Origin of the sequence: Amycolatopsis anabasis, from assembly GCF_009765355.1 — a bacterium.
Lineage (GTDB): Bacteria > Actinomycetota > Actinomycetes > Mycobacteriales > Pseudonocardiaceae > Amycolatopsis > Amycolatopsis anabasis.
The window spans coordinates 109,681-134,180 of sequence record NZ_VTHK01000005.1 but is presented as its reverse complement, the minus strand read 5'-3'; the positions used below and the strand labels follow the sequence as shown (position 1 = coordinate 134,180).

The 24,500-nt window shown below is 71.5% G+C and carries 25 protein-coding genes; 13 read left to right on the top strand and 12 right to left on the bottom strand.

What is annotated here, in order from left to right:
• Positions 1-22 precede the first annotated feature (22 nt).
• Complete coding sequence (locus FXO23_RS08775) at positions 23-640, top strand: TetR/AcrR family transcriptional regulator (RefSeq protein WP_158882723.1); 618 nt, start codon at positions 23-25, stop codon at positions 638-640.
• On the top strand, positions 637-1,413 hold the full coding sequence (locus tag FXO23_RS08770; RefSeq protein WP_218951931.1) for an enoyl-CoA hydratase/isomerase family protein: 777 nt from the start codon (positions 637-639) through the stop codon (positions 1,411-1,413). The genes FXO23_RS08775 and FXO23_RS08770 overlap by 4 nt, the downstream gene beginning before the upstream one ends.
• A 223-nt stretch (positions 1,414-1,636) precedes the next feature.
• Here the strand turns inward: FXO23_RS08770 and FXO23_RS08765 are convergent, their stop codons facing one another.
• The gene (locus FXO23_RS08765) at positions 1,637-2,227 is read right to left on the bottom strand and encodes a MerR family transcriptional regulator (RefSeq protein WP_158882721.1); all 591 of its coding nucleotides are present in this window, start codon (positions 2,225-2,227) and stop codon (positions 1,637-1,639) included.
• Positions 2,228-2,635: 408 nt separating this feature from the next.
• Here FXO23_RS08765 and FXO23_RS08760 point away from each other — a divergent pair, with 408 nt between their 5' ends.
• Complete coding sequence (locus FXO23_RS08760; RefSeq protein WP_158882719.1) at positions 2,636-2,974, top strand: hypothetical protein; 339 nt, start codon at positions 2,636-2,638, stop codon at positions 2,972-2,974.
• A 61-nt stretch (positions 2,975-3,035) separates the two neighbouring features.
• Here FXO23_RS08760 and FXO23_RS08755 read toward each other — a convergent pair whose 3' ends face one another.
• From FXO23_RS08755 to FXO23_RS08740, 4 genes are read right to left on the bottom strand one after another with little or no spacing between them, the layout of a single operon-like run.
• Positions 3,036-4,247: an ABC transporter permease gene (locus FXO23_RS08755; protein ID WP_246257051.1), complete on the bottom strand. Its 1,212-nt coding sequence runs from the start codon at positions 4,245-4,247 to the stop codon at positions 3,036-3,038.
• A complete protein-coding gene (locus tag FXO23_RS08750) occupies positions 4,244-4,912 on the bottom strand; it encodes an ABC transporter ATP-binding protein (RefSeq protein ID WP_158882717.1) in 669 nt (222 codons plus the stop codon). The genes FXO23_RS08755 and FXO23_RS08750 overlap by 4 nt, the downstream gene beginning before the upstream one ends.
• The gene (locus tag FXO23_RS08745) at positions 4,909-5,982 is read right to left on the bottom strand and encodes a peptidoglycan-binding domain-containing protein (protein ID WP_158882715.1); all 1,074 of its coding nucleotides are present in this window, start codon (positions 5,980-5,982) and stop codon (positions 4,909-4,911) included. The genes FXO23_RS08750 and FXO23_RS08745 overlap by 4 nt, the downstream gene beginning before the upstream one ends.
• Positions 5,979-6,500, bottom strand: coding sequence for a hypothetical protein (locus tag FXO23_RS08740; protein WP_158882713.1), 522 nt, complete (start codon positions 6,498-6,500; stop codon positions 5,979-5,981). Before FXO23_RS08740 ends, FXO23_RS08745 begins: the two co-directional genes overlap by 4 nt.
• A 126-nt stretch (positions 6,501-6,626) precedes the next feature.
• Here FXO23_RS08740 and FXO23_RS08735 point away from each other — a divergent pair, with 126 nt between their 5' ends.
• The 10 genes from FXO23_RS08735 (at position 6,627) to FXO23_RS08690 (ending at position 16,957) form a co-directional block, all read left to right on the top strand.
• Entirely contained in the window at positions 6,627-7,286 is a 660-nt protein-coding gene (locus FXO23_RS08735; protein WP_158882711.1) for a response regulator transcription factor, read from the top strand.
• Positions 7,287-7,345: 59 nt separating this feature from the next.
• Complete coding sequence (locus FXO23_RS08730) at positions 7,346-8,452, top strand: sensor histidine kinase (RefSeq protein ID WP_179956717.1); 1,107 nt, start codon at positions 7,346-7,348, stop codon at positions 8,450-8,452.
• 279 nt (positions 8,453-8,731) lie between these two features.
• On the top strand, positions 8,732-9,628 hold the full coding sequence (locus FXO23_RS08725; protein WP_343034462.1) for a response regulator: 897 nt from the start codon (positions 8,732-8,734) through the stop codon (positions 9,626-9,628).
• Between the two features lie 122 nt (positions 9,629-9,750).
• The gene (locus FXO23_RS08720; RefSeq protein ID WP_218951930.1) at positions 9,751-11,055 is read left to right on the top strand and encodes a beta-ketoacyl-[acyl-carrier-protein] synthase family protein; all 1,305 of its coding nucleotides are present in this window, start codon (positions 9,751-9,753) and stop codon (positions 11,053-11,055) included.
• The gene (locus FXO23_RS08715) at positions 11,052-12,740 is read left to right on the top strand and encodes a CoA-transferase (RefSeq protein WP_218951929.1); all 1,689 of its coding nucleotides are present in this window, start codon (positions 11,052-11,054) and stop codon (positions 12,738-12,740) included. The genes FXO23_RS08720 and FXO23_RS08715 overlap by 4 nt, the downstream gene beginning before the upstream one ends.
• Positions 12,741-12,752: 12 nt before the next feature.
• Positions 12,753-13,718: a ketoacyl-ACP synthase III gene (locus FXO23_RS08710; RefSeq protein ID WP_158882705.1), complete on the top strand. Its 966-nt coding sequence runs from the start codon at positions 12,753-12,755 to the stop codon at positions 13,716-13,718.
• Positions 13,719-13,729: 11 nt separating this feature from the next.
• On the top strand, positions 13,730-14,713 hold the full coding sequence (locus FXO23_RS08705) for a ketoacyl-ACP synthase III (protein ID WP_218951928.1): 984 nt from the start codon (positions 13,730-13,732) through the stop codon (positions 14,711-14,713).
• A 9-nt stretch (positions 14,714-14,722) separates the two neighbouring features.
• The gene (locus tag FXO23_RS08700) at positions 14,723-15,499 is read left to right on the top strand and encodes an SDR family NAD(P)-dependent oxidoreductase (protein ID WP_158882701.1); all 777 of its coding nucleotides are present in this window, start codon (positions 14,723-14,725) and stop codon (positions 15,497-15,499) included.
• Between the two features lie 97 nt (positions 15,500-15,596).
• Positions 15,597-16,193: a hypothetical protein gene (locus tag FXO23_RS08695; RefSeq protein WP_158882699.1), complete on the top strand. Its 597-nt coding sequence runs from the start codon at positions 15,597-15,599 to the stop codon at positions 16,191-16,193.
• A gap of 56 nt (positions 16,194-16,249) precedes the next feature.
• The gene (locus tag FXO23_RS08690; RefSeq protein ID WP_246257049.1) at positions 16,250-16,957 is read left to right on the top strand and encodes a fibronectin type III domain-containing protein; all 708 of its coding nucleotides are present in this window, start codon (positions 16,250-16,252) and stop codon (positions 16,955-16,957) included.
• Here the strand turns inward: FXO23_RS08690 and FXO23_RS08685 are convergent.
• Genes FXO23_RS08685 through FXO23_RS08655 form a run of 7 tightly spaced genes read right to left on the bottom strand, consistent with a single transcriptional unit; the run spans position 16,851 to position 24,496 of the window.
• Positions 16,851-17,507, bottom strand: coding sequence for a sigma-70 family RNA polymerase sigma factor (locus FXO23_RS08685; RefSeq protein WP_158882697.1), 657 nt, complete (start codon positions 17,505-17,507; stop codon positions 16,851-16,853). The genes FXO23_RS08690 and FXO23_RS08685 overlap by 107 nt on opposite strands.
• Positions 17,500-18,459, bottom strand: a complete 960-nt coding sequence (locus tag FXO23_RS08680; RefSeq protein WP_158882695.1) for an amidohydrolase family protein — start codon at positions 18,457-18,459, stop codon at positions 17,500-17,502. Before FXO23_RS08680 ends, FXO23_RS08685 begins: the two co-directional genes overlap by 8 nt.
• A gap of 13 nt (positions 18,460-18,472) precedes the next feature.
• Positions 18,473-19,276: an enoyl-CoA hydratase/isomerase family protein gene (locus FXO23_RS08675; RefSeq protein WP_158882693.1), complete on the bottom strand. Its 804-nt coding sequence runs from the start codon at positions 19,274-19,276 to the stop codon at positions 18,473-18,475.
• Positions 19,273-20,928, bottom strand: coding sequence for an AMP-binding protein (locus tag FXO23_RS08670; protein ID WP_158882691.1), 1,656 nt, complete (start codon positions 20,926-20,928; stop codon positions 19,273-19,275). The genes FXO23_RS08675 and FXO23_RS08670 overlap by 4 nt, the downstream gene beginning before the upstream one ends.
• Positions 20,921-21,694, bottom strand: a complete 774-nt coding sequence (locus tag FXO23_RS08665; RefSeq protein ID WP_158882689.1) for an SDR family NAD(P)-dependent oxidoreductase — start codon at positions 21,692-21,694, stop codon at positions 20,921-20,923. Before FXO23_RS08665 ends, FXO23_RS08670 begins: the two co-directional genes overlap by 8 nt.
• A 13-nt stretch (positions 21,695-21,707) precedes the next feature.
• The gene (locus FXO23_RS08660; RefSeq protein ID WP_158882687.1) at positions 21,708-23,216 is read right to left on the bottom strand and encodes an SDR family NAD(P)-dependent oxidoreductase; all 1,509 of its coding nucleotides are present in this window, start codon (positions 23,214-23,216) and stop codon (positions 21,708-21,710) included.
• On the bottom strand, positions 23,213-24,496 hold the full coding sequence (locus FXO23_RS08655) for a beta-ketoacyl synthase N-terminal-like domain-containing protein (protein ID WP_158882685.1): 1,284 nt from the start codon (positions 24,494-24,496) through the stop codon (positions 23,213-23,215). The genes FXO23_RS08660 and FXO23_RS08655 overlap by 4 nt, the downstream gene beginning before the upstream one ends.
• Between the last annotated feature and the right edge of the window lie 4 nt (positions 24,497-24,500).

Here is a 24,500-nt window from a genome sequence, read left to right as displayed (position 1 = left end):
GCGGGCGATATCATCCCGGCGTATGACCGCGGAAAACGACACCTCCGGGCTCCGGCAGCGGATCCTCGACGCCGCGGCGATGCTGTTCTTCCGGCGGGGTTTCCGCGCCACCTCGGTCAAGCAGATCACCGAGGAGTGCGGGATCACCCCGGGCGCCATGTACACCTACTTCCCGTCCAAAGAGGACGTTCTCTTCACGTTGATCATCAAGGCCACCGAGGACGGCGAGAAACTCCTCGCCGACGCGATGGCGCAGGCGGTCCCGGAACCCGCCGACCAGCTGCACGCGCTGGTCAAGGCGACCGCGCTGTACCACACCCGGCACCGGGCCCTGGGCATGCTCGGCACGCTGCAGTACCACGAACTTCCCGCCGCGCAACGGGAAGCCGTGGTGGAGCGCCGGAAGCACTTCCGGGGGATCGTCGAGCAGGTGCTGCGCGCCGGGGTCCGCGAGGGCGTGTTCACGCTCCCGCCGGTCACCAACCGCAACGCCTACAAGGCCGCGGCCACCGCGGTGATCAACGTGGCGATCCGCGCGACCGACGTCTTCGGGCCGACGACCGAGCACTGGGGTGCCGAGGAGACCGCCTCCTTCTACGCCGATCTGGCCGTGCGCATGGTCAGCGGCGGCCCGCGGTGAGCCCGGTCCGGACCGAGATCGCCGCCCGCGTCGGCACGATCACGCTCAACCGCCCCGAACGGCGCAACGCGCTCGACCGCGAGGCCGCGTTCGCCCTGCTGGCCGCGGTCGAACGGTTCAGCGCGGCCGAGGAGGTGCGGGCGATCGTGCTCACCGGTACGGGCAACGCGTTCTGCGCCGGGGACGACGTCGGCACGATCGCCGGTGACGGCGCGGAGCTGCCGCGGTTCCCGGGATCCGGTGAGATGATCTACCTGCGGATCGCGGAAACCCTGCTGGCGAGCCCGAAACCGGTGATCGCCGCGGTCAACGGCGCCGCGGTGGGCGCGGGCGCCGAACTCGCGTGCGCGGCGGATCTCCGGATCGCCGCCCGCACCGCGCGGATCGGCAGCGGGCTGGTTCACGTCGGCCAGGTCGGCAATCTGGCGTTGCTCGGCCGCGTGGTCGGGTTCGCCCGGGCCACCGAGATCTACCTGACCGGGCGGCTGCTCTCCGCCGAGGAGGCGCACCGCATCGGCCTGGTGGACCGGATCGTGGCGGGCGACGAGTTCGCGAGCGCGACCGCGCAGCTCGCCGCGAGCCTGGCCGCCGGGCCCACCCGGGTCATCGGCCTGTTCAAGGAACTGCGGGAACGATGCCTGGGCCAGCCGGCGGCCGCGGCGATCCGCCTGCAGGACAGCTACCACGAGCGCGCCCTGGCCGAGAGCGCCGACGCGCACGAGGGCTTCCGGGCCTACCTCGACCGGCGGGCACCGAAGTTCACCGGTCGTTGACAACCCCATGCCGGAGCCGAACGAGGTCGTGCCCTTCCGTGTGCACGGAACCCGCCGTGGCGGGGAAGTACCGCCGCGATGCGGCCCCGAAAGTGCGCGCGCTTTCGACGCGACCGAGCGAGGCGACCACCTGAATTTCACCCCGCAACGCGCGCCCCCTCCGCGGGAGCGATGACTAACCGGCCTGAACACTCACGACGCGATCGTGTCCGCGCGTCTTCGATCAAGCACCGTTGACCCGGTTTTCGCGGGCCGCCCGCAGCAAGCCGACTCGGAGCACCTCGATCGCGAGTTCGGTCACGTCGTCCTCGCTCGCCTCGCCCCCGTGCTCGCCGACGACGGCCCGCACGGCCTCCAGCGCCTCGGCGGCGTGCGGCACCACCCGGCCGATCGCCTCGGCGAGCAGGCCCAGCCCCTGTGGCGCCGAGGCGCCGCGCCCGGCGGCGGCCCGGGCGGCGAGCACCGCGCGCACGCCGCGCGCCCGGAGGTCGCCACCGGGCCGCCGGACCAGCACCCCGGCCTCCACCAGCGCGCTCATCAACGCCGGATTCGCCCTGGCCACGCCGTTGATCGCGCGGTCGATCGGCAGGTGCTCGCCGAGCACCAGATCCGGTTCGAGCAGCGCGCGCACCGCCTCCAGCGGCAGGCCCCGCCGCTGCAACCGGATGACCTGGCGCATCCGCGCCAGATGACGGTCCACATAGCACGGTGCCCGGCCGATCCGGATCGGCGGTGGCAGCAGACCACGTGCGTGGTAGGAACGGATCGTCCGTGTGGTGAAGCCGATTTCGGCGGCGAACCGCTCGATCGTCATGAGTCCGGCAGCCGGACGACGCAAATCAGCAACAGCCCTGTTCACCAGGAATCCCCTTCGACTCGCCAGCCCCCGAGTCTCACCGTCCGAAGTCTGTCATCGGCCGGATAAACTCAGGATAAGTCCCACCCAAACGGATCAATAAGAACATTATTCTGCGCCCGATCGGACCAGCACACGGCCTGCGAACGCGCGCGCCTCGAATTTCACGCGCGAGGTGCGCAGCTGGAAGAACCTGTCTCCAGATGTCACGATTTCCCGCCGGAATTCGATATCTCGGACACGTAAATTTCGCCGAGAAGATTGCCATTGTCGCTGGAAGTAACCCGTTCCACTGCTCAGCGAAATCACGTCGGCGGGTCCATTATTTCTCCGTCCCGCCAAACCGCCGATCCGGAAGGAATCAGCATGGCCAAGGCAACGAAGTCCATTCGCAATTCGCTCAAAGTGACGGTGGCCGCACTCGCGCTTTTCGGTGGCACCGCCGCCCTCGCGCAGCCCGCCGCGGCGGCCGCGCCCGCCGAAGAGACGCCCCAGGTCTCGGCGACCTGGTCGTGCAACACCTATTTCTTCTACAGCGGCATCACCCGGACCTGTGACGTGTACCAGCCCTACATCCGCTCGTACCTGAGATGCAGCAACGGTGTCACGTACTTCACCCCGTGGCTGGGCCGCGGCTCCTGGGACATCCGGCAGGCCTGCCCGGCCCCGTACTACCGGGTCGCCTCCGGCATCCAGTCCCTCTGACCGCTGAGGAGGACGAGCCGCCCCCGAGTGCCCGCACGCACTCGGGGGCGGCCCCTTATCTTCATCCCGCCAGCGCCGCCGCCGGGGTCATCCGGGCGGCGCGCATCGCCGGATAGACCCCGGCGAGCACGCCGACGCCGACCGCCGCGCCCGCACCGCCGAGCAGCGCGGACCACGGCAACACCGCGGGCCAGCCCTGCGCCAGCGCGTACCCCGCGGTCACCGCGGTGCCCAGCAGCAGCCCGGCGCCACCGCCGAGCCCGGCCAGCACCACCGATTCGGCCAGGAACTGGCCCCGGATCTGCCGCCTGCTCGCGCCCAGCGCCCGGCGCAGCCCGATCTCGCCTCGCCGCTCGAGCACCGAGATGACCATCGTGTTCGCCACGCCGATCCCGCCCACCAGCAACGCGATCGCGCCGAGCCCGAGGAACAGCGTGGCGAAAGCGCGTTCGGTGAGCTGCTGCGCGGCCAGCGCCTCGGACGGGCGGCTCACCAGCACCTCGCCGGGCCGCCGCGGATTCGCCGTCCGGCCGAGCACCGAGCGGACCGCCGCCACGGATCGCTCCTCGGCGCGGACGTAGACCAGGCCCGGGCGGCCGTCGAAGCCGAGCAAGCGTTGCGCGGCAGGCCAGCCGACCAGGGCCGAGTAGTCGACCTCCGAGGCGAGCGGCAGCGGGGCGAGCACCCCGGCGACACTGAACCAGCGGTCGGCGATCCAGACCGCCGGCGCTTCCCGCCCGGGCACCAGCTCGATCCCGAGAATCGCGGCGGCCCGCGCCCCGAGCACGGTCACCGGGTAGTTCTCGGTCGCGCCGGTGAGGAACGTCCCGGCGCGCAGCCGCGCGCGCAGCACCTCGGGCAGGTCCAGCCGGGCCGCCGCGACCCGGATCCCGCCGGACTCCCCCGCCGGGATCCGGTCGGTGCGGCGGACCGTGGCCGTCGTCGCGCCGGTCGCGGTGACCGCGCGCACCGGTCCGATCCGCCCGATCATCGACACCGCTTCGGCGGGCAGTTCGGCCTGCCGACCGCTGAGCAGATCGTTGCCCGGTGCGACGGTGAGCAGATCCGGGCCCAGCGCGGCGAGCTGCGCGCGCAGGGCGGCCTGGCTCGACGCGGGGACGCCGACCACGGCGACCAGCGCGCCGATGCCGATCGCGATGCCCAGTGCCGCGAGCGCGGTGCGCATCGGCCGGGTGCGCACGCCGTGCAGGCCCAGGCGCAGCAGATCCCGCGGCGCCAGGCGGGTGGGTTCGGGCAACTCCCCGCGACTCACATGCCCTCCCGGATCCGGCCGTCCAGCAGTTCGATCCGCCGGGGCAACGCGCCCGCGATGGTGCCGTCGTGCGTGATCAGCACGACCGTGGTCCCCGCCGCGCCGAGTTCGGCGAGCAGCCCGAGCACCTCCGCCCCGGCGGCGGAATCCAGGTTGCCGGTCGGTTCGTCGGCGAGCACGAGAACCGGCCGGTTCACCACCGCGCGGGCGATCGCCACGCGCTGCCGTTCGCCGCCGGAAAGCTCACCCGGCAGGTGCTCGGCCCGGTGCGCGAGGCCGACCCGCGCGAGCACCCGGTCCGCCGCCGCGCGGCGCTCGCGCACCGGGCCACCCCGGTACACCTGGGCCGCCAGCACGTTCTCCCGCGCGGTCAGTCCCTCGGCGAGGTGGAACCGCTGGAACACGAACCCGATCCAGTGCGCCCGCAGCGCGGACAGCCGCCGATCGGCCAACCGGCCGGCGTCGTGGCCGTTGACCAGCACGCGCCCGGAGGTCGGCCGGTCCAGCGTGCCCATCAACTGCAGCAGGGTCGACTTGCCGGAGCCGGACGGGCCGACGACCGCGAGGAACTCCCCGGCCCGCACCCGCAGCGACACCCCGCGCAACGCGATCACCCCGCCGGGATAGGTCTTGGACACCGCGTCGAGCTCGAGCACCGGAGTCATGCGGCCGTCACCACCCGCAGACCTTCGGCGAGCCCTTGGCCGGACACCTCGACCAGCCCGGCGGCGAACAGCCCCGGTTCGACCGCGATCAGGCGCCGGGTGTCCGCGACCTCGAGCGCGTAACCGCCACCGGCCAGCGCCAGCAACGCCTGCACCGGCACCGCGAGCACCCCCGCCCGCCGCTCGCCGTCGAACGCCACGGTGACCCGCCCGGTCTCCGGCGCGGCCGCCGGATCGGCCAGCGCCAGCGACGCCACGAGTTTGCCGCCGTCCCCCGATTTCCCTTCGGCGGCCTTGGGCGCGACGGACTGGACCGTGCCGGTCGTCGCGCGACCGTCCGGCAACCCGATCTCCGCGCGCGCACCGGGCTTCGCGTACGCCTGCTGGGATTCCTCGAGCTCGGCGGTCACCAGCCGTTCGATCCCGCCCGCGGTGACCAGTTCTCCTTCCGCGGGCGCGCCGAGGCGGGCGGTGACCCGGTCGACCCGTACCGGTCCGGGCGCCACCACCACGTCGCCCAGCGCGAGTTTCCCGGTCGGTTCCACCCCGATCGCCCGCTGCCACCGCTTCAGCGCGCGGGCCGTGGCGTCCCCGAAGATCCCGTCCGCCCGGCCGATTTCGCGGTAGCCGAGCGCGATCAGGTTCTCCTGCACCAGATGCACGTCCGGTCCCGGTGGCACGCCCGGACCGAGTTCGCGGTACATCGGCGTGGCGCCGAACAGCACCCGCACGCCGACCGCGTCGACGGCGTAGAGCGGTTCGCCGCGGCCGATCACCGCGCCCGGCCCCGGCAGCCAGGTCACCGTCCCCGGTTTGTGCCCGGAGATCGGGCTCGCCGGGCCGTGCCCCAGTTCACCGGTGACCTGGATCCGGTCCACCAGGTCGAGCCTGCGCACCGGTGTGGTGACCGGCGGCGCGGCGGCCTGTTCCGCGGCGACCTCGCCGGTCGCGGCGAGCCGGGCGACCACCAGCACGCCCGCGGTGCCGAGGACCGCGAGCACCACGGCGGCCGCGAGCAGCCGCCGGCCGCGGCGCCGCCGGACCAGCCCGGGTCCTCGTGACGTGGTCATCGGCCGCCGGTTTCCTTCGCGCAGTGGTCCAGTTTCTCCCGCACCACCGGGTCCTTGGCGTCCACGCCGTCCGGGAGCTTGGTGACCCCGGCGCCGTACCCGGGCGCGTTCGGATCCGGATCCGGGTAGGCGATCCCGTTGGCCCGCATGCACTTGGCCAGCGCGCGAGCCCGTTCGAGATCGTCGGCGTTCAACGGCTGGGGCGCGCCACCGTCGGGCAGCAGGTGCTTGCACCGGCCGAGGGCTTCGGCCCGCTTCCCGGAATCGCCTCCGGGCGGCCCGCCCTGTTGTTTGGTTTCCCCGTTGTTACTCCCCTTGGCGGAATCCTCGACCTTCGCCGAATCGAGATCGACCCCGTTGGCCTTCATGCATTCGCCGAACTCGTCCGCGCCATTCGGCCGGTCGGGCGCCGTCTGCTCCAGGGAAGCGACCTCGGATTTCGGCTCGCTCACCGCACAGGCCGTGGCGAGGAACACCGAAGCGGCCAATACCACGATTCCGCACGCGCGCACCACCATCTTTCGCCTCCGTTTCGCGAGTCCCCGCTGTGGTTTTCCCTTGCCGTTGTACGGGTTCACGAATCTGTGGGCCGTAAGTGTGATTGCTTACGGCCGATTTATGGCGTGCCGGGGCACACTGAACGGGTGCGAGTTCTGGTTGTCGAGGACGAAGCTTTCCTCGCCGAGGCCATCGTCGACGGTCTGCGCGAACATTCGATGGCGGTCGACATGTGTCTCGACGGCGCCGCGGCGCAGGAACGGCTGGCGGTCAACCGGTACGACGTGGTGATCCTGGACCGGGATCTGCCCGGTGTGCACGGGGACGACGTGTGCCGCTCGATCGTCGCCTCGGGCGGGGAAACCCGGGTGATCATGCTGACCGCGGCGCGCGAGGTCGCCGACCGGGTCTACGGCCTCGGCATCGGCGCCGACGACTACCTGGTCAAACCGTTCGCCTGGGCCGAACTCATCGCGCGCGTCCAGGCACTGGGCCGGCGCGCACGGCCCGCGCTGCCCCCGGTGCTGCGCCACGAGGACATCGAACTGAACATCGCACGGCATCAGGTGTTACGCGGCGACCGGTATATTTCCTTGTCCCGCAAGGAATTCGCCGTGCTCGAGGTGTTGATGCGGGCCGAGGGCGCCGTGGTCAGCGCGGAACAGCTACTGGAGCAGGCATGGGACGAGCACATCGATCCCTTCACCAATTCGGTGCGGGTCACGATCATGACACTGCGCCGGAAACTGGGCCAGCCTCCGGTGATCCACACGGTGCTGGGCGTCGGGTACCAGCTGGGCAAGTAGCCCGTCCGGCCCAGCGCAGGTTCGCCCTCAAGACCAGGCTCGCACTGCTGTTCGGCGCATTGCTGTTGCTCAGCGGCGCGCTGTTGCTCGCCGTCAACTACCTGCTCGTCCGCGCGGCGCTTCCGCCGGCGGGCGCGGAGAACTCGCCCACGACGACTTCGGTCACCGTCGGAGCGCACCAGGAGATCTCCGACACGCCCGACGCGCCGTCGGATTCGGCGCCGCAGGCCCAGGTGCAGCAGCTGAACATCGCCGAGTACCGGTCGAACGTGCTCAACACGCTGCTGCTCCAATCGGGCGTGACCTTGCTCATCACCGCCGCGATCGCGTTGGTACTGGGCCGGATCGCCGCCAACCGGATGCTCCGTCCGGTGCACCGGGTGGCCGCGACCGCACGCCGGCTGAGCGCGGACAACCTCGATCAGCGGATCCGGATGCAGGGCCCGCGCGACGAGCTCACCGAACTCGCGGACACCTTCGACGAGATGCTGGACCGGCTCGCGGATTCCTTCGACAGCCAGCGCCGGTTCGTGGCCAACGCCTCGCACGAGTTGCGCACCCCGCTGGCCACGCAACGCACGATCGCCGAGGTCGCGATGGCCCGGCCGAACGCGGGGGAGGCGGTGCGTGCGGTGTGCGAGCGGCTGCTGGCGATGAACTCGCGCAGCGAGGCGCTGATCGACGGGCTGCTCGTGCTCGCCGGCAGCGACCGCGGCCTGGAGTCCAAAGTAGACGTGCAGCTGGACGAGCTGGCGGAGCGGGTGCTCTCCGCGCATCGCACGTCGGCCCGCCGAATGGGGGTGGAGCTGCGGTTCAGCGCGCGCCCGTGCCCGGTACGCGGCGAACCCGTGCTCCTGGATCGGCTGCTGAACAACCTGATCGACAACGCGGTCAAGTACAACGATCGCGGGACGGTCTGGGTGCGCGTCGGCGGGGAGGCCGCGCTCGAGGTGAGCAACACCGGCCCCGAGGTTCCCGCCGATGCCGTGCCGAGCCTGCTCGAACCGTTCGTCCGCCTGCCGCGGGAACGGGTGGGCGCCGATCAGGGCGCGGGCCTCGGGTTGTCGATCGTGGCGTCGATCGCCCGCGCGCACGGCGGTTCGGTCGTGGTCCGCCCGCGCGCGGGCGGCGGGCTGGTCGTCACGATCACCCTTCCCCCCGGTTAGGCCTTCCCGCTGGGTCGCCTCCTCCGGTCGCCCCGAAAGCGCGCGCGCTTTCGGGGCGCGCAGTGCGGCGGCCGAACACGAGGGGGTCGTGAGTACTTCGGCTGGTCCGCCCGCGGGCGACTCGCCGATGTCCAGCGCGGAAACCATTCGCGCCGTGAGGTTCTGCCACCGGACCGGCCGAGCACCACGCTTCGGTTCACTGGGCAAGAGTATTCCCGAGTAACCAGTGTTGCGTCATCGGGGACACTTCTGGTTCACTCGGTTTGCGCAGCCGGACCAATGCTGTTCGCGGTCCGGTGTATCCGCGCTCCGCACCCCGTGCCGCCTTTTCCCGGGCGGCAACGTCATCGGCGACATCTCGGTGTGCGATATTCCTCCATCGGAAGCGCGGGGGCTTCCTACGCTCACAAGTCCGTCAAATCTCGACCCGGTCGCTCGGCAAAATCTTTCCGCCGAGAGATCTTGGGCCGGCCGAGGGGATGCATGGAACACGTCACCACGCTGGTGGTAGATGATCAGCCACTCATCCGATACGCGGTTCGCGCACTGCTCGAAACGAGTGACGACATTCGAGCGGTGACCGAAGCGGCGACCGAACAGGAGGCGTTACTCGTCTGCGAGAAATTCAACCCGAATATCGTAATCACCGAACTTTCGATTTGCGGATCTTCGGCCGGGACCGCGATCTGCCGGTTCGCCAAGATGAATCTGGACCGCACCGCGGTGATCGTGTTCACCGCGGATTCCTCCCCCGAAGCCGTCGCGTCCGCGTTGAACGCCGGGGCGGACAGCTTCGTGCACAAGTCCGCCAGCGGCGGTCAGCTCGTCGACGCGGTGCGCCGGACCCGGGCCGGGAACCGGGCCTGGCTGCTGGGCGACGCGGGCCGCTCCTCGGTGGCCGGACCGCCCTCCCCCGCGGGAACCAGCATGACCCGCCGCGAGGAGGAAATCCTGGCGCTCGTGCTGTGCCGGTGGTCGAACGAGGAGATCGCCCAGGAACTCTTCCTGGCCCACCAGACCGTGAAGAACTACGTGAGCCGGGTGCTGCAGAAGCTCGGCTTCAACAGCCGCCGCGAGCTGTTCCGGTCGCTTGATCTGAAAAAGGGAGTCGGCCTCGTCCCTCCGCCCCGGGCGGGCCGGCTGGACTGGGATCGGCCGAGGGTAGATGCGCATTAGAATCGACGGTATGGCAACCGAATCCTCGCGGGCTCGCCGGTACTAGCGGTACCGGCGGGCCCGATTCATTCGGTACCGGATGACTCGTGTTCGCCGCGGCTCATTTCATTACCGTCGTAGACGTGACTGGTTTGGCGTTGAAGAGCAATGCGGAAACGGCACCGCCCAGACGGGTTCTCGTCACCGGCATCGGCGCCATCCTGGCGGGCACGAACGGCGTGAAGGATTTCTGGAGACATCTCCGGGATGGGCGGTCCGAAATGGACTTCATCACCTCGTTCGACACCTCGGCGATAACCGCGAAGACGGCCGCCGAAATCGACTCCTTCGATCATTCCGAGTATCTGCCCGATCTCCCCGCCGAGTTCGCCGCGCGCTACACCCGCGACATTCTGGTGGCGATGTCCGCGGTGCAGCAGGCCCGCGACGACGCCGGACTGCCCCGCGGGAGCATCGACCCGGAGCGGATCGGGCTGGTCTCCTCCTCCGCCCGCGGGCCGCTCGGCTGGTGGGCGGATCGGTTGCACCACACGGCAGCCGGGCGGCCGGCGCCCGGAATCGGCGGCGCCACCGACATGTTGCGCGGCCTGCCGGGCAGCCCGGGGAGCCTCGCCGCGATCTACGGCGACATCCGCGGGCTGGTGACCGGGCTGAGCAACGCCTGCGTCGGCGGGAACCACGCGCTGGGCCTGGCCGCCAACACGATCCGGGCCGGGGACGCGGACGCGATGGTCGTCTGCGGCTACGAGTTCCCGGTGCTGCGCGAGATCATCGACATCTACCTGGCGATGGGCGACGGCGTGCTGGGCAAGGAATGCCGGGACCCGCGCCGGACCGTGCGCCCGTACAGCCGGGACCGGGACGGGCTGGCGTTCGGCGAGGGTTCCGTGGTGGTCGTGCTCGAGGAGGCCGGGCACGCCCGGGATCGCGGCGCGCGGGCCTACGCCGAACTGCTCGGCCAGAAGGCGATCAACGAAGCCGCCCACCCGATGACCATGGACCTCACCGGGAAACTCGGGGCCGGGCTGGTCCGCCGCCTGCTCGCCGAGGTCGGCCGCGATCCCGCCGATGTCGATTTCTACTGCGGGCACGGCACCGCCACCCGGTACAACGACCTGGCGGAAAGCCGGATCCTCGCCGAACTGTACGGGGAGCGGAACCGGTCGAAATGGCCGCCGCTGGGATCCAACAAACCGATCTACGGCCACACCCTCGGGGTGTGCGGGATCCTGAACGTGGCCGCGTCCGCGCTGATGATCCACGAGCGGTGCCTGGCCCCGACCGCGAACCTGGCCGAACCGGATCCCGAATGCGACCACGACCACGTGGCCGAGGGACCGCGCCCGGCGAACGTGGCGACCGTGGTCTCCCTGGCGTTCGCCATCGGCAGCCAGACCACGGCCGCGGCACTGGGCGAACCGTGGTGACCCCGGCCTTTTACGACGACGTGGACCACCTGGTCGCCGACGTGGTCCGGCCGGGTTCGCAGGTGCACCTGGCGATCACGCCGTCCCGGCCGAACGCCCTGATCTACGCGCTGTGCCGCCGGTTCGAGGGCGAAGCGAGCCTCACGCTCAGCGTCGGTTCGGTGCATTCGAGCGCGCACGCCATCGCCCTCTCCGGCGCGGCGCGGCGGGTCGTCACCGGGTTCCTCGGCGACACCTATCCCGCGCCGCGGCCGAGCCGCCTGTACCGGGATGTCCTGTCCGGCAAGCCGTTCGAGGTCGAGCCGTGCAGCCTGCTGAGCCTGGTGCAGCGGTTGCGCGCGGCGGCGCTCGGGCTGCCGTGGACGACCACGACCTCCCTGGCGGGCAGCGATCTGGGCCGGGAGGGCGCCGCGGTGCGGGCCACCGGCGATCCGGACGAGCCGTCGAAGTCGTTGCTGCTGCTGCGGCCGTTGCGACCGGAACTGACGCTGGTGCACGGCGTCTGCGCGGACCGCGCGGGCAACGTCGCGCTGACCGCGCCGTACGGCGAGGGCCTGTGGGGCGCCCTGGCCGCGCGGGACGGGGTGGCGGCGACGGTGGAACGCGTGGTCGACGCCGGACAGTTGCGCGGCGGTCCGGGTACCGTGGTGATCCCGGCGACCCGGGTCCGCGCGATCTGCGTCGCCCCGTTCGGCGCCCATCCGCAGTCGTTGCGGGGCAACGGGATCGGGGGCGTCACCGGCTATCTGGACGATTACGGCTTTCTCGCCGACACCGCGTCGGCGATGGGCAGCGAAACCGAGGCCGAACTCTGGTACGAACGCTGGGTCCGGCTCGCCGGCGGGCACGCCGAGTACCTGAAACTGCTCGGCCTCGATCGGTTGCGGCGGCTGGATCTCGACCGGGCGCGCCGCCGCGTCACGGTGTCGGCGCTGGACCCGGTCGGGCTCGACGGACCGGCGACCCGGCCGGAGACGCTGACCGTGCTGGCGGCGCGCGCGATCGTGCGGCTGGTGCGCGAACGCGGGTACACCACACTGCTCGCCGGGATCGGCAACGCGCACCTGGCGTCCTGGCTCGCCGCCGAATGGCTCGCGGCGGCGGGAAACCCGGTGCGCGTCTGCGCCGAGCTGGGTTTCCTCGGCATGCGGCCGAAAGCGGGCGACGTCTACCTGTTCAGCCAGTTGCACGCGGACGACTGCGAGGCGCTCGCCGGGGTCGAGGAAACCCTGGGCGGCATGATCGCCGGGAATCCGCGGGCGCTGGGGGTGCTCGGCATCGGGCAGGTCGACGCGCGCGGCAACGTCAACACCAGCGTCCTACCGGGTGGCCGGTGGATGACCGGTTCTGGGGGCGCCAACGACGTCGCCTCCAGCACCGACTGCCTGCTGGTCGGCACGGCCACCCGGGAACGGTACGTGGCGCAGGTGGGGTTCGTGACCAGTCCGGGCACGCGCGTCCGTGCGGTGGTCAGCCAGTTCGGCCGGTTCGTGCGCGATCGCCAGTCGGGGTTGTTCCGCCTGGCGAGCTGGCTGCGCCCGGAACCCGGGGCGCTGGTGGGGGAAACGATCCGGTCCTGCACGCAGTGGCCGTTCCTGCCGGGCGAGATCGCGCCGGAGGAACCGGTGGGCGAGACCGAGCTGACCGCCCTGCGGCGGCTCGATCCGCAGGGAATCTACCGTTGAGGAAGGGAATTCATGACGGGCATTTGGCGTGGCGCCGGACTGCGGTTCGCCGGGTTCGGCCACTACTACCCGGAGAAGCTGGTGCCCACCCCGGTGGCGGAGGCCACCCCGGGCGGCAATGACGTCGACCAGGCGGTCGTCGGCGACGTCGGCGTCCGGTCGAGGCATGTCGCGCGGGAGGACGAGAGCATCCTCTACATGGCCGAACAGGCCGGGCTGGCCGCGTTGCGCCGCGCCCGCGTCGACGCCGCGGAACTGGACCTGGTCGTGCTGTCGAACTGGACGGATCGGGAGTACGTCCCGGAACTGGGCCCGCAACTCGGGGACCGGCTGGGCGCCCGGCGCGCCCTGGCGTTCGACATCGGCGGCGCGTGCAGCGGTTTCGTGCACGGCACCCAGGTCGCGGCGTCCCTGCTGACCACCACCCCGGGCTGGCACCGGGCGCTCGTGGTGTGCTCGGACCAGTTCGCCCGCCGGGTCTACCCGGGCGGCCGCGCGGAACTGGTGATGGGGGACGCGGCGGGCGCGGCGGTGCTCGAACTCGGCGCCCCGGCCCCGGACGCGGGACTGATCGATTCGGTGCTGTTCAGCGCCGGGGATCTGGCGAACGTGTGCGTCACCAGCAAACCCCAGCTGTGGATCAAAACGGAGAAGCGGATCGTGGAGGTCGCGATCGGCACCACGGTCCGCGCGGCCCGCGCCCTGCTCGAGCGGAACGGCCTGGCCATCGACGACATCGACCGCGTGGTCCCGCATCCGGGTTCGAAACCGATCCTCGGCGCGATCGCCGAGGAACTGCGGATCCGCGACGACCAGCTGGTGACCAACTTCTTCGACCGCGCGAACACCTCGAGCCCGACCATCCCCACCACCGTTTCGGAGTACCTGGACAGCGGGGAGCTGCGCACCGGTCAGCTCGTCCTCGCCCCGGCCGCGGGCGCGGGCTGGTTCTTCGGTGGCCTGCTTTTCCGTCTATGAAAGGAAACCGTGTGACTATTCCCGTTCTCGCCGGTGTGGGCCACTACTTCCCCGGCACCCCGATCCCGAACTCCTTCTTCGAAGCCCTGTCCGAAGTAGACATCGACGACGCCTGGATCCGGCGGCACACCGGTGTCCGCACCCGCCACTGGCCGGACACCCGCTTCGAACGGCACGCCGAGATGGCCCGGGAAGCCGCGCTGATGGCGTGCAAGACCGCCGAAGTGGCCATCGAGGACATCGACCTCATCATCGGGACGACCGCCACCGCCCGGCCCCGGGTGAACCCGACCATGCTGGGCAACAACTACATGGACCTGTCCCTTCCGGTGCAGAGCCTGCTCGGCGCGCGGCAGGCGCTCTGCTTCGACATCACCGCGGTCGCGTGCGCGGGTTTCCTGCACGCCAGCGTCGTCGCGAACTCCCTGATCCGCGGCGGCCGCGCGAGCACCGCGCTGATCCTCTGCGCCGAGAACCCCCAGCCCATCCTGAACTTCGGCTACCGCAATTCGGCGCTGTTCGGCGGCGGCGCCGCGGCCGCCGTCTGGCGGCAGGCCCCGGAGGCCGACGAGCACGCCGGGATCCACGACGTCGTGCTGTACACGGATTCGGAGCACTACCAGGCCTTCGACATCGACGACGAGGACAAGATGCTGATGAAGGGCAAGGTCGTCGGCGATCTGGGCCCCCGGCTCATCACCGACGCGGCCCGGGAACTCCTGGACCGCAACGGCCTCACCTCGTCCGATGTGGACTGGTACGTCCCGCATCAGGGCAACGTCAACATGATCCACCCGGTCGCGCGGGCCCTGGAGCTGCCGGAGACCAAGATCCTGATGAACCTCGCCGACCGCGGCAACACCTCGAGCGTCGGCATCCCCAGCTGCCTGTCCGAGCACGTCCACCGCGGCACGGTCCGCCCCGGCGACACCGTGCTCGCCCTCGGCATCGGCCGCGGTTTCGGCTGGGGCGCCATGTTGTTCCGCTACCAGTAGGGAGTTTCGTTGACCAGCACCGGAGCCGCCCTGGTCACCGGCGGCAGCAGGGGTATCGGTTTCGCCACCGCGCTCGCCCTCGCCGAGCGCGGCTGGCACACCACCATCGCCGGCCGCGACCGGGCCGCCCTCCGCGAAGCCGTCGCGAAGGCCGACGAGCGCGGCCTCAAACTGGTCCCCGAACAGGCGGACGTCACCGACGAACACTCGGTCGCCGAGCTCTTCGACCGCCTGGACGCGGTCGACGCTTGCGTCCACTGCGCGGGTACCAACCACGGCGAACTCCTGGTCGAGGTCGACTGGGACGGCGTCCGCACGCATTCCGCCGACTCCTGGGAGCGGACCCTCCGCCTCGGCCTGACCGGCACGTTCCTGGTCGGCCGAAGCGCCGCCGCCCGGATGGTCCAGGCCAATCGGGGCGGCGTGCTCGTCACCATCTCGTCCGCGGTCCGCCACGGCGCCTTCGGCCAGTCCGCCTACTCCGCCACCAAGGCCGGGGTGGACGCGCTCACCCGCACCTGGGCGCTGGAACTGGCCCGCCACGACATCCGCGTGGTCGGCGTCGCCCCGGGAGTCGTGGACGGGAACGCCCTCCGCGCCCGCCTGGCGAGCGAACCCGCCCACGAACGCCGCATGGCCGCCCTGCTCCGCGGCGTTCCACTGGGCCGCTGGGCCCGGGAACAGGAAGTCGCCGACGCGGTCCTGTTCGCGGTCGGCAACGACTACGTCACCGGCACCGTCCTCGAAGTCGACGGCGGCGGCATCCCGGACCGCCGCCTGAACTAGCGGCTTGCCCCGTGCGTTCCGCCGTCCTAAACTCGCCCACCACAACATCCATCGCACGGCCGCCAGCGTGCAGCTCAACCACTCCGGAGGTTGCGGAATGCCAGCCTGGCGGCGACGATCCCTTGTTTTCCTCACCGCGGTCGCGGCCACCCTCGCGACCGCGACCCCAGCCCGGGCCGAGGTGGAACCCGGCGGCTGGACGCCGTACTCCCCGGCCTTCAGCGTCCAGGAACGCGGCTGCGGCCAGGTCGACGATCTCACCTTCAAGCTCACCTGCTCGACCGCGAGCGGCGACCAGCGGGCCGAACGCCGCTACGCCACCTACTCCGGCGGCACCCGCCAGTTCGAAGGCTATTTCCGCATCACCAGCATGGGCGGCACCCGGATCAGTCTCAAACAGACCTTCAAGACCACGGGCCCGTACTTCATGCTCGCCGTCGAACGCGGCGGCCGCCTCTACGCTGTGCACGGCGGGGACACGATCGCCGGCGGCGCGACGGTCGGCACGAATGTCCGGGTCAACACGGTCCACCAGGTCGGCGGCAGCCACCGCACCTATATCAACGGCTCCCTGAAACACACCGTTTCCAGCCCCGGCGGGGACTTCTACGACAAGTTCGGCGCGTACCGCACCGCCAGCGGAAACGGCCCGGTCACCGTCACCTGGAGCGGCATCAAGTTCTGGCGCAAGTGATTCCCGCACCGCGGCCGTCCCGGCCAGCCCCGGGACGGCCGCCCTACGAGGCCGCCGTGAAACCCACCATCCTCATCACCGCCCTCCTCCTGACCGCCTGCTCTCCTGCCCCGGCCGAACCGGCCCCTCGGCTCACCGCCACCCTAAGCACCCCCACCGACATAATCCTGAGCTGGACGCCACCCCCGCCCGGTACGGCCACCCAGACCGTCGAATTCGCCACCGAGCCCGGGGGCGACTACACGATCCTGCGCTTCCTCCCACCCGCCACAACCACCTACACCCACCCCGATCTCCTGCCGGAAACCCCGTTCTACTACCGGACCCGCCCGGTCTTCGGCCCCGCCTCGCCCCCGGTGGACCGCACCCTGCCACCCGGCGATTTCACCGAAACCGACCAGCGGAACGACCACGAATGGGCCAGCCCCCAGCGGCTGCCCGCCGCTCCCGCGAACCAGGCCTCGGTCCGCACCGGCGATCCCGGCGCGGCCCCGGCCGATTTCCGGGCCACCGTCATGCACGCCAACGGAATCCGGTTCACCTGGACCGACCACGCCACCGACGAGGACGGCTACCTCCTCGAAATCAGGCCGACCGGCTCACCGGACTTCAGCCCGGCCGCGGTCCTGGACCCGGACGTCAATTCCACCGGGCTGATCACCCTGCCGACGGAGAAGTCGGCGTCCTACCGAGTGCGCGCTTTCTACTACGGATCACCGTCGAATACGGCACACCAGACGACCGGTCCAGCGCCAGCCCCCTGAAGCGCCGCCCCACCAGCTCCCGCACGCGGCACAACGCCCGGTGCTGGACCACGCGCACGGTTCCCGCGGTCAACCCGAGCAGTTCCCCGGTCTCCATCGCGGAAAGGCCGCGCACCACCCGGAGCACCAGGATCTGCCGCCGCCGGGTGGACAACGCCCCCAGCACCGACCACAGCATCCGCCCTTCCTCCGCCCGCACCGCCAGCTCCTCCGGGCCCGCGCCGGGATCGGCCCGCTCCGGCACCTGCCCGACCACGACCGCCCGATCCCTGCCCGCCCGCAACAAGAACCCCGTGACCTTCCGTTCGGCGATCCGCTCGGTCACCGTCAGGATCGGTTCTTCGCCGATGCCGCCGTCCCGGACCGCCTGCACCACGCCGAGGCAGATCTCCTGAACCACGTCGTCGACGGTGTGACCGCCGAGCCGCCGCCCGGCCAGCTTCCGCTCACACCAACGGAAAACCCGCTCCCGCACCACGCGCAGCAGGCACTCCCACGCCCAGGGGTCGCCCGCCCTCGCGCGCCGCGCGCAGTCCTCGAGCTCACCCATCGACGCCCAGCAACCGCACCGCGTTCCCGCCGAGCCACGCCTCGGTCGTCTCGCCGTCCAGCCCCAGCCCGACCACCTCCCCCACCAGTTCGGCCAGCGAAACCGAATGCACCCACGGCCCGCCGCTGCCGAACAGCACCTTGTCCCGCACGGTCGTCGTCCCGTACCGCAACAACGGCTCAAACCCCGAACCGGCCCGCGCCATCCGCCGCGGCCGATGCGTGGAAATGTCGATGTACACCCCGGGATGCCGCTGCGCGACCGCCACCATCTCCAGGATCCACGGCCATCCCGAATGTCCCGCGATCAGCACCAGACCCGGGTACCGACCGGCCAGGAGATCCAGGTCCCGCCACGAGCTCAGGTCCATCGGCTGCCCCTGGCAGAAGTTGCCGCCGTTGTGGATCCACACCGGCAACCCCAGGTCCGCCGCGGTGTCGAAAACCGGCCGGCACTCCGGTGCGCTGGGCGAGATCCCGTGCACGAACGGCGAAATCGAGATCCCCTTCATCCCCGCGTCCGCGCACCGCCGGATCTCCGCGACCGCCTCCGGCACGTCCGCCAGGCCGATTCCGGCCCACGCCAGGATCTCCTTGCCACCCCGGTCGGCGAGATCGGCGATCCGGTCGTTGATCGACGTGCCGTCCGGCAACCGCCCCACCATCGAGTGGACGACCTCGTACCCCACCCCGGCCACGGCGAGTTCGGCCCGGTGCCGCAACGGATCCCCGTCTTCCGGCACGCCCGAGACGAGCAGTTCGGTCACGTCCCGGGGCCCGTGCCGGTCCAGGACGAACTGGAACTCCTCCAGCGGCACCCCGAACTTCTCCGCGATGACCCGGGCGAACCGCCGGAAGTACATCGGCGCGATGGCGTCGAGTTCGGTGAAGAAGTACCGCCAGCAATCCCGGTCGTACCACAACCCGCAGATGTCGACCACCCGCGCAGCCATGAAAGCTCCCTTCCTACCGGCCGGTGAACACCGGCGGAGTGCCGTTCAGAAAGGCGCGGATGCCCTCGTCCCCGTCGGCGACCTCGACGTGGTTCCGGTGGTGCGTCCGGTCCTGCAGCCGCAACGCGTACACCGCCGGCTGGTCCCAGGTCCGCTCCCGCAGGTCCTTGAACAACGCGACCGCCGCGGTCGGCAGGCTCGCGAACCGGGCGGCGAGTCCGGCGAACCGGTCGTCGAACGATTCGTGCTCGACCACCTCGTCCACCAGCCCCATCGCGGCCGCCTGCGGGGCGGGGACCGTCCGCCCGGTCAGGAACAGCTCGGTCGCCCGCGCCGGGCCGACCACCCGGCCCAGCATGGCGACGTTCGCCGCATACGCGACCTGCAACGTCATCGCCCCGAGCCCCGCGCGCGCCGACGCGAGGCGGTAGTCGGCCGCGCACGCGATCTCCGTACCGGCCCCGGCGCACAGCCCGTTGATCCCGGCGAGCACCGGTTTCGGCGCGGTCAGCAACGCCTCGCAGATCGGCAGGTACAGGTGCATCTCGGTGACCGTGCACACCGGCGCCTGCCCGAAATCCCCGCGGCGGCAGCCGATCCCGCCCGCGATGTCGTCCCCGGCGCAGAAGGCCCGCCCGGTCCCGGTGAGGGCGATCGCGCGCACCGAACGGTCGCGCGCGGCGGCGAGCACCTCGCCCAGCAGGGCTTCGGCCATCGGCCGGTCGAGGCAGTTGAGCCGGGGCTCCCGGTTGAGCACCAGGATCACCGCGTCCCCCGCCCGCCGGACCAGCACCGGCGCGGTCTGCGTCGCCGTCATGACACCCGGTCCCTTTTCACGGTGATTCCGGCGGCTTCCCGGTCCCAGGCCCCGGGGTCCAGGCCCCGCGCCCGGAGCACGTCCTTGCGCACCTTGTTCGTCGGCGTGCGCGGGAGTTCCCCGACCACGCGGAGGTAGCGCGGGATCATGAAATGCGGCAGCCGCGGCCGCAGGAACTCGATCAGCTCGGCCTCGTCGACGCTCGCCCCGGTCACCGGTTCGACCAGCGCGAGCACCTCCTCCTCGCCGTGCTCGCTCGGCACGCCGACCACCGCGGCCTCGCGGATCGCGCCGTGTTCGCCGAGCGCGCATTCCACTTCGAACGACGAGATGTTCTCGCCGCGCCGCCGGATCGCGTCCTTGCGCCGATCGACGAAGGAGAAATCCCCGGCCTCGTCGACCCGGAAGCAGTCGCCGGTGTGGAACCAGCCGTTCCGCCACGCCGCGGCGGTCGCCTCCGGCATGCCCAGGTAGCCGTGGCTCATCGACCACGGGCGGTTCGTCCGGACGATCAGCTCGCCGACCTCGCCCGGCGCGACCTCGACGTCGTCCGGGTCGACCAGCCGGACCTCGACCCCGGGCCGCGGCCGCCCGCAGAGCCCGGCCCGGTCCGGATTGTCCCGCGAGACCAGCGGGGCCGAGATCTCCGTCATGTTGTAGACGGTGTACACCGTGGGCACGCCGTACCGCTGCTGGAATTCGAACGCCTCGGACTGCAACGGGATCACGCACACCGTGCGCAGCCGGTGCCTTTTGTCCTCAGTGGACGGTGGCCGCCCGGTCAGGAAGTTCACCATGGCCCCGAGCAGCGTGCAGGTCGTCACGTCGAACCTCCGCACGGTGCGGAGGAAGTCGTTCGTGTCGAACCGTCCGGTCACCGCGATCGAGCCGCCCACCAGCAGCATCGCGTAGGAGGCGAGCGTGCCCGCGGCGTGGAACAGCGGGAGGTTGACCAGGTACCGGTCCTCGGCGGACAGGTGTCCCCCGAAACCCGCGCTGATCGTGGTGTACTGCTGGACGTAGGAACAGAGCACCGCCTTCGACGGCCCCGTGGTGCCCGAGGTGAACACCACCGCCTGGGTGTCCCAGGGCCGAACCCGCGGCCACGCCCGGTCGCGCACCTCGCCTGCCAGCAGCCCGCTGTCGTGCACGCGCGGCCCGAGGAGCAGGTGCAGATCGTGCGCCAGCTCGGCGACGGCCGCCGCCCCGGTTCCCTCGTCCAGCACGACGATGTGCTCAAGGCGGCCCAGGCCGTCCCGTTCCAGGCGCGCGGTCAGCGACGCCTCCGCCACCAGGACCCGGGCGCCGGACAGCTCGATCGCGTGGCGCAGCAGGGATCCCCGGTACGCCGTGTTGAGCGGGGTGAACACCGCGCCGAGCAGGTTGCTGCCGAACCAGGTGGCGAGCAGTTCCGGCCCGTTGCCCGCCCACACCAGCACCCGGTCGCCGCGGTCCACCCCGAGCCCGCGCAGTCCGCACGCCGCGCGCTCGGCGGCGTCCCACGCCCGCGCGTAGCTCCACCGCGTTCCGTCCGCGAACACCGCATACGTCCGCTCCGGATGTTCGCGGGCACGCCGCTCGAGCACCGCGCCGAGCACGCACTGCTCCACGCCCGGGATTTCCGGCGACCCGACTTCACCCAGCTCAGGCATGGCTCTGCGCCAACCGGTCGAACCACACCCGCTCGACCGAAGTCCGCGGATCCGAGGGCACCACGGGCACGATCGGCCCCAGCGTCATCCGCGCGGGCCGGGTGACCACCCACCGCACGGCCTCGGCCAGGTCCTCCGGTTCGAGCAGGGCCTCGGCGGGCACCCCGGCGAGTTCGGGGTCCAGCGGCATCTCCGTGCGCACCCAGCCCGGGCACAGGCAGACCGCCCGGACGCCGCGATCCCGGTTCTCCTCGTCCAGCACCGCGGTCATGAAGTGCAACGCGCTCTTGGTCACCGAGTACGGCCCGGTCCGCGGCATCGGCCGGAGCCCGCCCACCGAGCCGATGTTGAGCACCCAGCCGTATCCGCGGGCGCGCATCCCGGGGACCACGAGCTGCGCCAGCCGCAGCGGCGCGGTCAGGTTCACCTGCACCGCCACGTTCCAGTGCCGCGGCCGCAGGTCGGCGAGCGGGCCGGACCGGGCCACCGCCGCGTTGTTCACCAGCACGTCGACCGGTCCGAGTTCGGTCTCGGCCGACGCGACGATCCGCTCGGGCGCCTCCGGATCGCTCAGATCCGCGGGCACGCCGTGCGCCACCCCGCCCGCGTCCCGGATCGACGCCGCGACGGCGGCCAGCCGGTCGGCGCGCCTGCCCACCACGGTGACGCGCGCCCCCTCGTCGGCGAGCGCGGCGGCGACGGCAGCGCCGATTCCCGAGGAAGCTCCGGACACGAGCACATGTTTCCCGGCGAGGTTCTCCGCCATCGATTTCCTTTCCTTACGCGGTCAGTTCGACGCCTTCCGGCGATTTCCGCTTGCCGAGCGCGGGCAGGGTCCGCAGGGTCGCCGAGCCGCCGCACACCCGCAGCTGCGCCCCGGTCAGGTAGGACGCGGCGGGGCTGACCAGGTAACCGATCGCCGCCGCGATGTCCTCCGGTTCGCACAGGCGCAGCGCGGGGATGCGCCGCAGCGAGGCCGAGACGAACGCGGGATCCTGGGCGTCGGTCATCGGTGTGCGGACGATGCCCGGCAGCACCGAGTTGACCCGGATCCGGTACCGGGCCAGGGTCACCGCCAGATGCGAGCCGAGCTGCGCCATCGCGGCCTTGCTGGAGCCGTAGCTGTACACCTGGGGCACCGGGGCGGACTGGGCGCTGACCGAGGAGACCCCGACGATCGACCCGCGGTGCTTCCGCTCCACCCAGCGCGCCGCGAACTCCTCCGCGAGATCCGCGTAGGACAGGGTGTTCACCCGGAAACTGCGCTCGCGGTGCGGGCGGCTGTCCGCCCCCGGTTCGTCGCGGGTGAGGATGCCCGCGGCGTACACCAGGTCGTGCACCATCCCGGCCTCGTCGAACGCCTGCTTCGCCAGCAGCGCCGGGGTTTCCCGGTCGGCGAGGTCCGCGGACAGCGTCCACACCCGGGTGCCCAGGTGTTCGCGCACGGCCCCGGCGATCTGGTCCAGTTCGCGCTGCCGCCGGGCGGTGAGCACGAGATCGGCCCCGCGCCGGGCCAGTTCGATCGCGGTCTCCGCGCCGATTCCGCTGCTCGCCCCGGTGATCATGATCGTGCGCCCGGTCAGCGGCCACGGATTCGCCGGCGGCACGGTCGAGAAGTCCGCGCGGACCGTCCCCGGCGCGGACACCGGGACCAGGACCGAATCGACCCCGCCGTCGAGCGGGAGCACCTCGCCGACCATGCCGTTCATCCCCTTGCTGAACAGCAGGGTGAGCGCGCAGGCGAGGTCGGTCTCGGTGACCGGGCGCCGGATCACCTGGTGTGCGAACAGATCCGCCTCGGACGGCTGCGACAACGCGTGCCCGAGGAAGGGCGAGTAGCCGATCCGGACCGTGTTCATCCGCACGCCGTAGCGCGCCACCCGCGCGGCGAGTTGCTGCCACCAGTGCAGATCGGCGATCTGCCGCGCGGACTGGTCGACGTTGGCCCCCGCGGCGGGCCACGGGTTCGCGTCGGTCACCAGGACGATCCGGCCGCCGCCGCGTTTGGCCATCCGGCTCGCGGCCTCGGCCACCACCGAGCGCCGCAGGCCGCGGCAGCTCCCGCTCGCGCCGAGGGCGGCATTGCCGAGCTGGATCGCGCAGAACGCGCCGTGGTCGAGGCGGGTCCCGTTCCCGGCGGCCGCGGTGGTGAACCCGGCGTCGCGGAGCAGCCCGGTCACCGCCTCGCCCGCGAGCCCGCTCTTGGCCGCGTCGACCTCGACCACCGGCGCGCACAGGTGCAGCGAGGAGGTGCGCATCGCCCCGGCGGCCGCGATCCGCCCGGTCATCGGGCACCGCCCAGGACGACCGCGCTGGACACCATTCCGATGCCGTAGTTGGTGCTCAACGCGTGCCGGATCCGCGCGGGCCGGGGCGAATTCCCGGTCACCACGTCGAAACCGCACGCCGGATCGGGTTGTTCGCAGCCGGTCGCCGGGCAGATCTCCTGGTTCGCGATCATCAGGCCGGTGGCCGCGACCCCCAGCGCGCCGAGCGGGGCGCCGCTGTGCCCGAACGCGGCTTCCTGGTCGCTCACCGGGAATCCGGCCACGCGTTCGCCGAGGACCTGCCGCAGCGCGTTCGTCTCGACCCGGTGGAAGATCGCGTCCCCTTCGGCGCCGCCGTTGAGGTAGTCGACCTCGTCCGGGGTGATTCCGGCTTGCCGCAACGCGTCGCGCATCGCGAGCGCGGGGCCGATGCCGTCCGGATCGACCGCGAGGGCGCTGGCCTGCGGGCTGCGCCGGGTGCTCTGCGCCAGCACCCGGGCGATCGGATCCGCGCCTCGCGCGTCGGCGTGCTCGCGGGTTTCCAGGATCAGGGTGACCGCGCCGTTGCCGATGTTCGCGCCGGTGGTGCGGGCGTCGTAGGGCCGCATCGGCCGGTGGTAGGTGGCGTCGGTCGCGTGGCCGCTGCCCTCCGCGGCCTTCGCCGAAACGGGGCCGAACTCCTGGAGCCGGTCGACGTAGTAGTGATCGGCGCCGGTGAGCACGACCAGATCGGCTTCGCCGGTGCGCAGCATCCGGTGCGCCACGCCGACGAGCACCCCGGTGGAGGCGCAGCCGACCGCGACCGACATGCTGCCGCCGGTGGTGTTGAGCACCGAGATCTGCGCCCCGCTCACGTCCATTGTGGACCCGGACAGCAGCGTGCGGGAGATCAACCGGCGCGCCTGCGGCTGGGTGAGCGCGTCGGCGTCGGCCTCGACGGCGTCCTGCTGGATCTCGAAGCAGGTGTCCAGCCCGTGGCGCGCGGTCAGCACGGTGGCTTCGGCGAGGTCGCCGCGGTGCGGGGCGAGCCCGGCGTCCTGGCAGGCCTGCGCCATCGCGATCAGTCCGTAGAGCTGGGTTCGCGAATACGCCTCGAGGTAGCGGAGCGAAAGATCGGGCAGCCGCTCGGCGGCCTGGGCGACCAGATCGGCGTCGATCGAGCCGAAGTAGAGGTCGCCCTGGTCGAGGAAGCTCTGCCCGGTGGAGATCGCGTCCCAGAACTGTTTGCGGCTCGCGCACAACCCGCCGCTGCCCGGCAGGCAGAACCCGACGCCGGTGAGCATGGTGTCCCGTGTGTCCACTGTG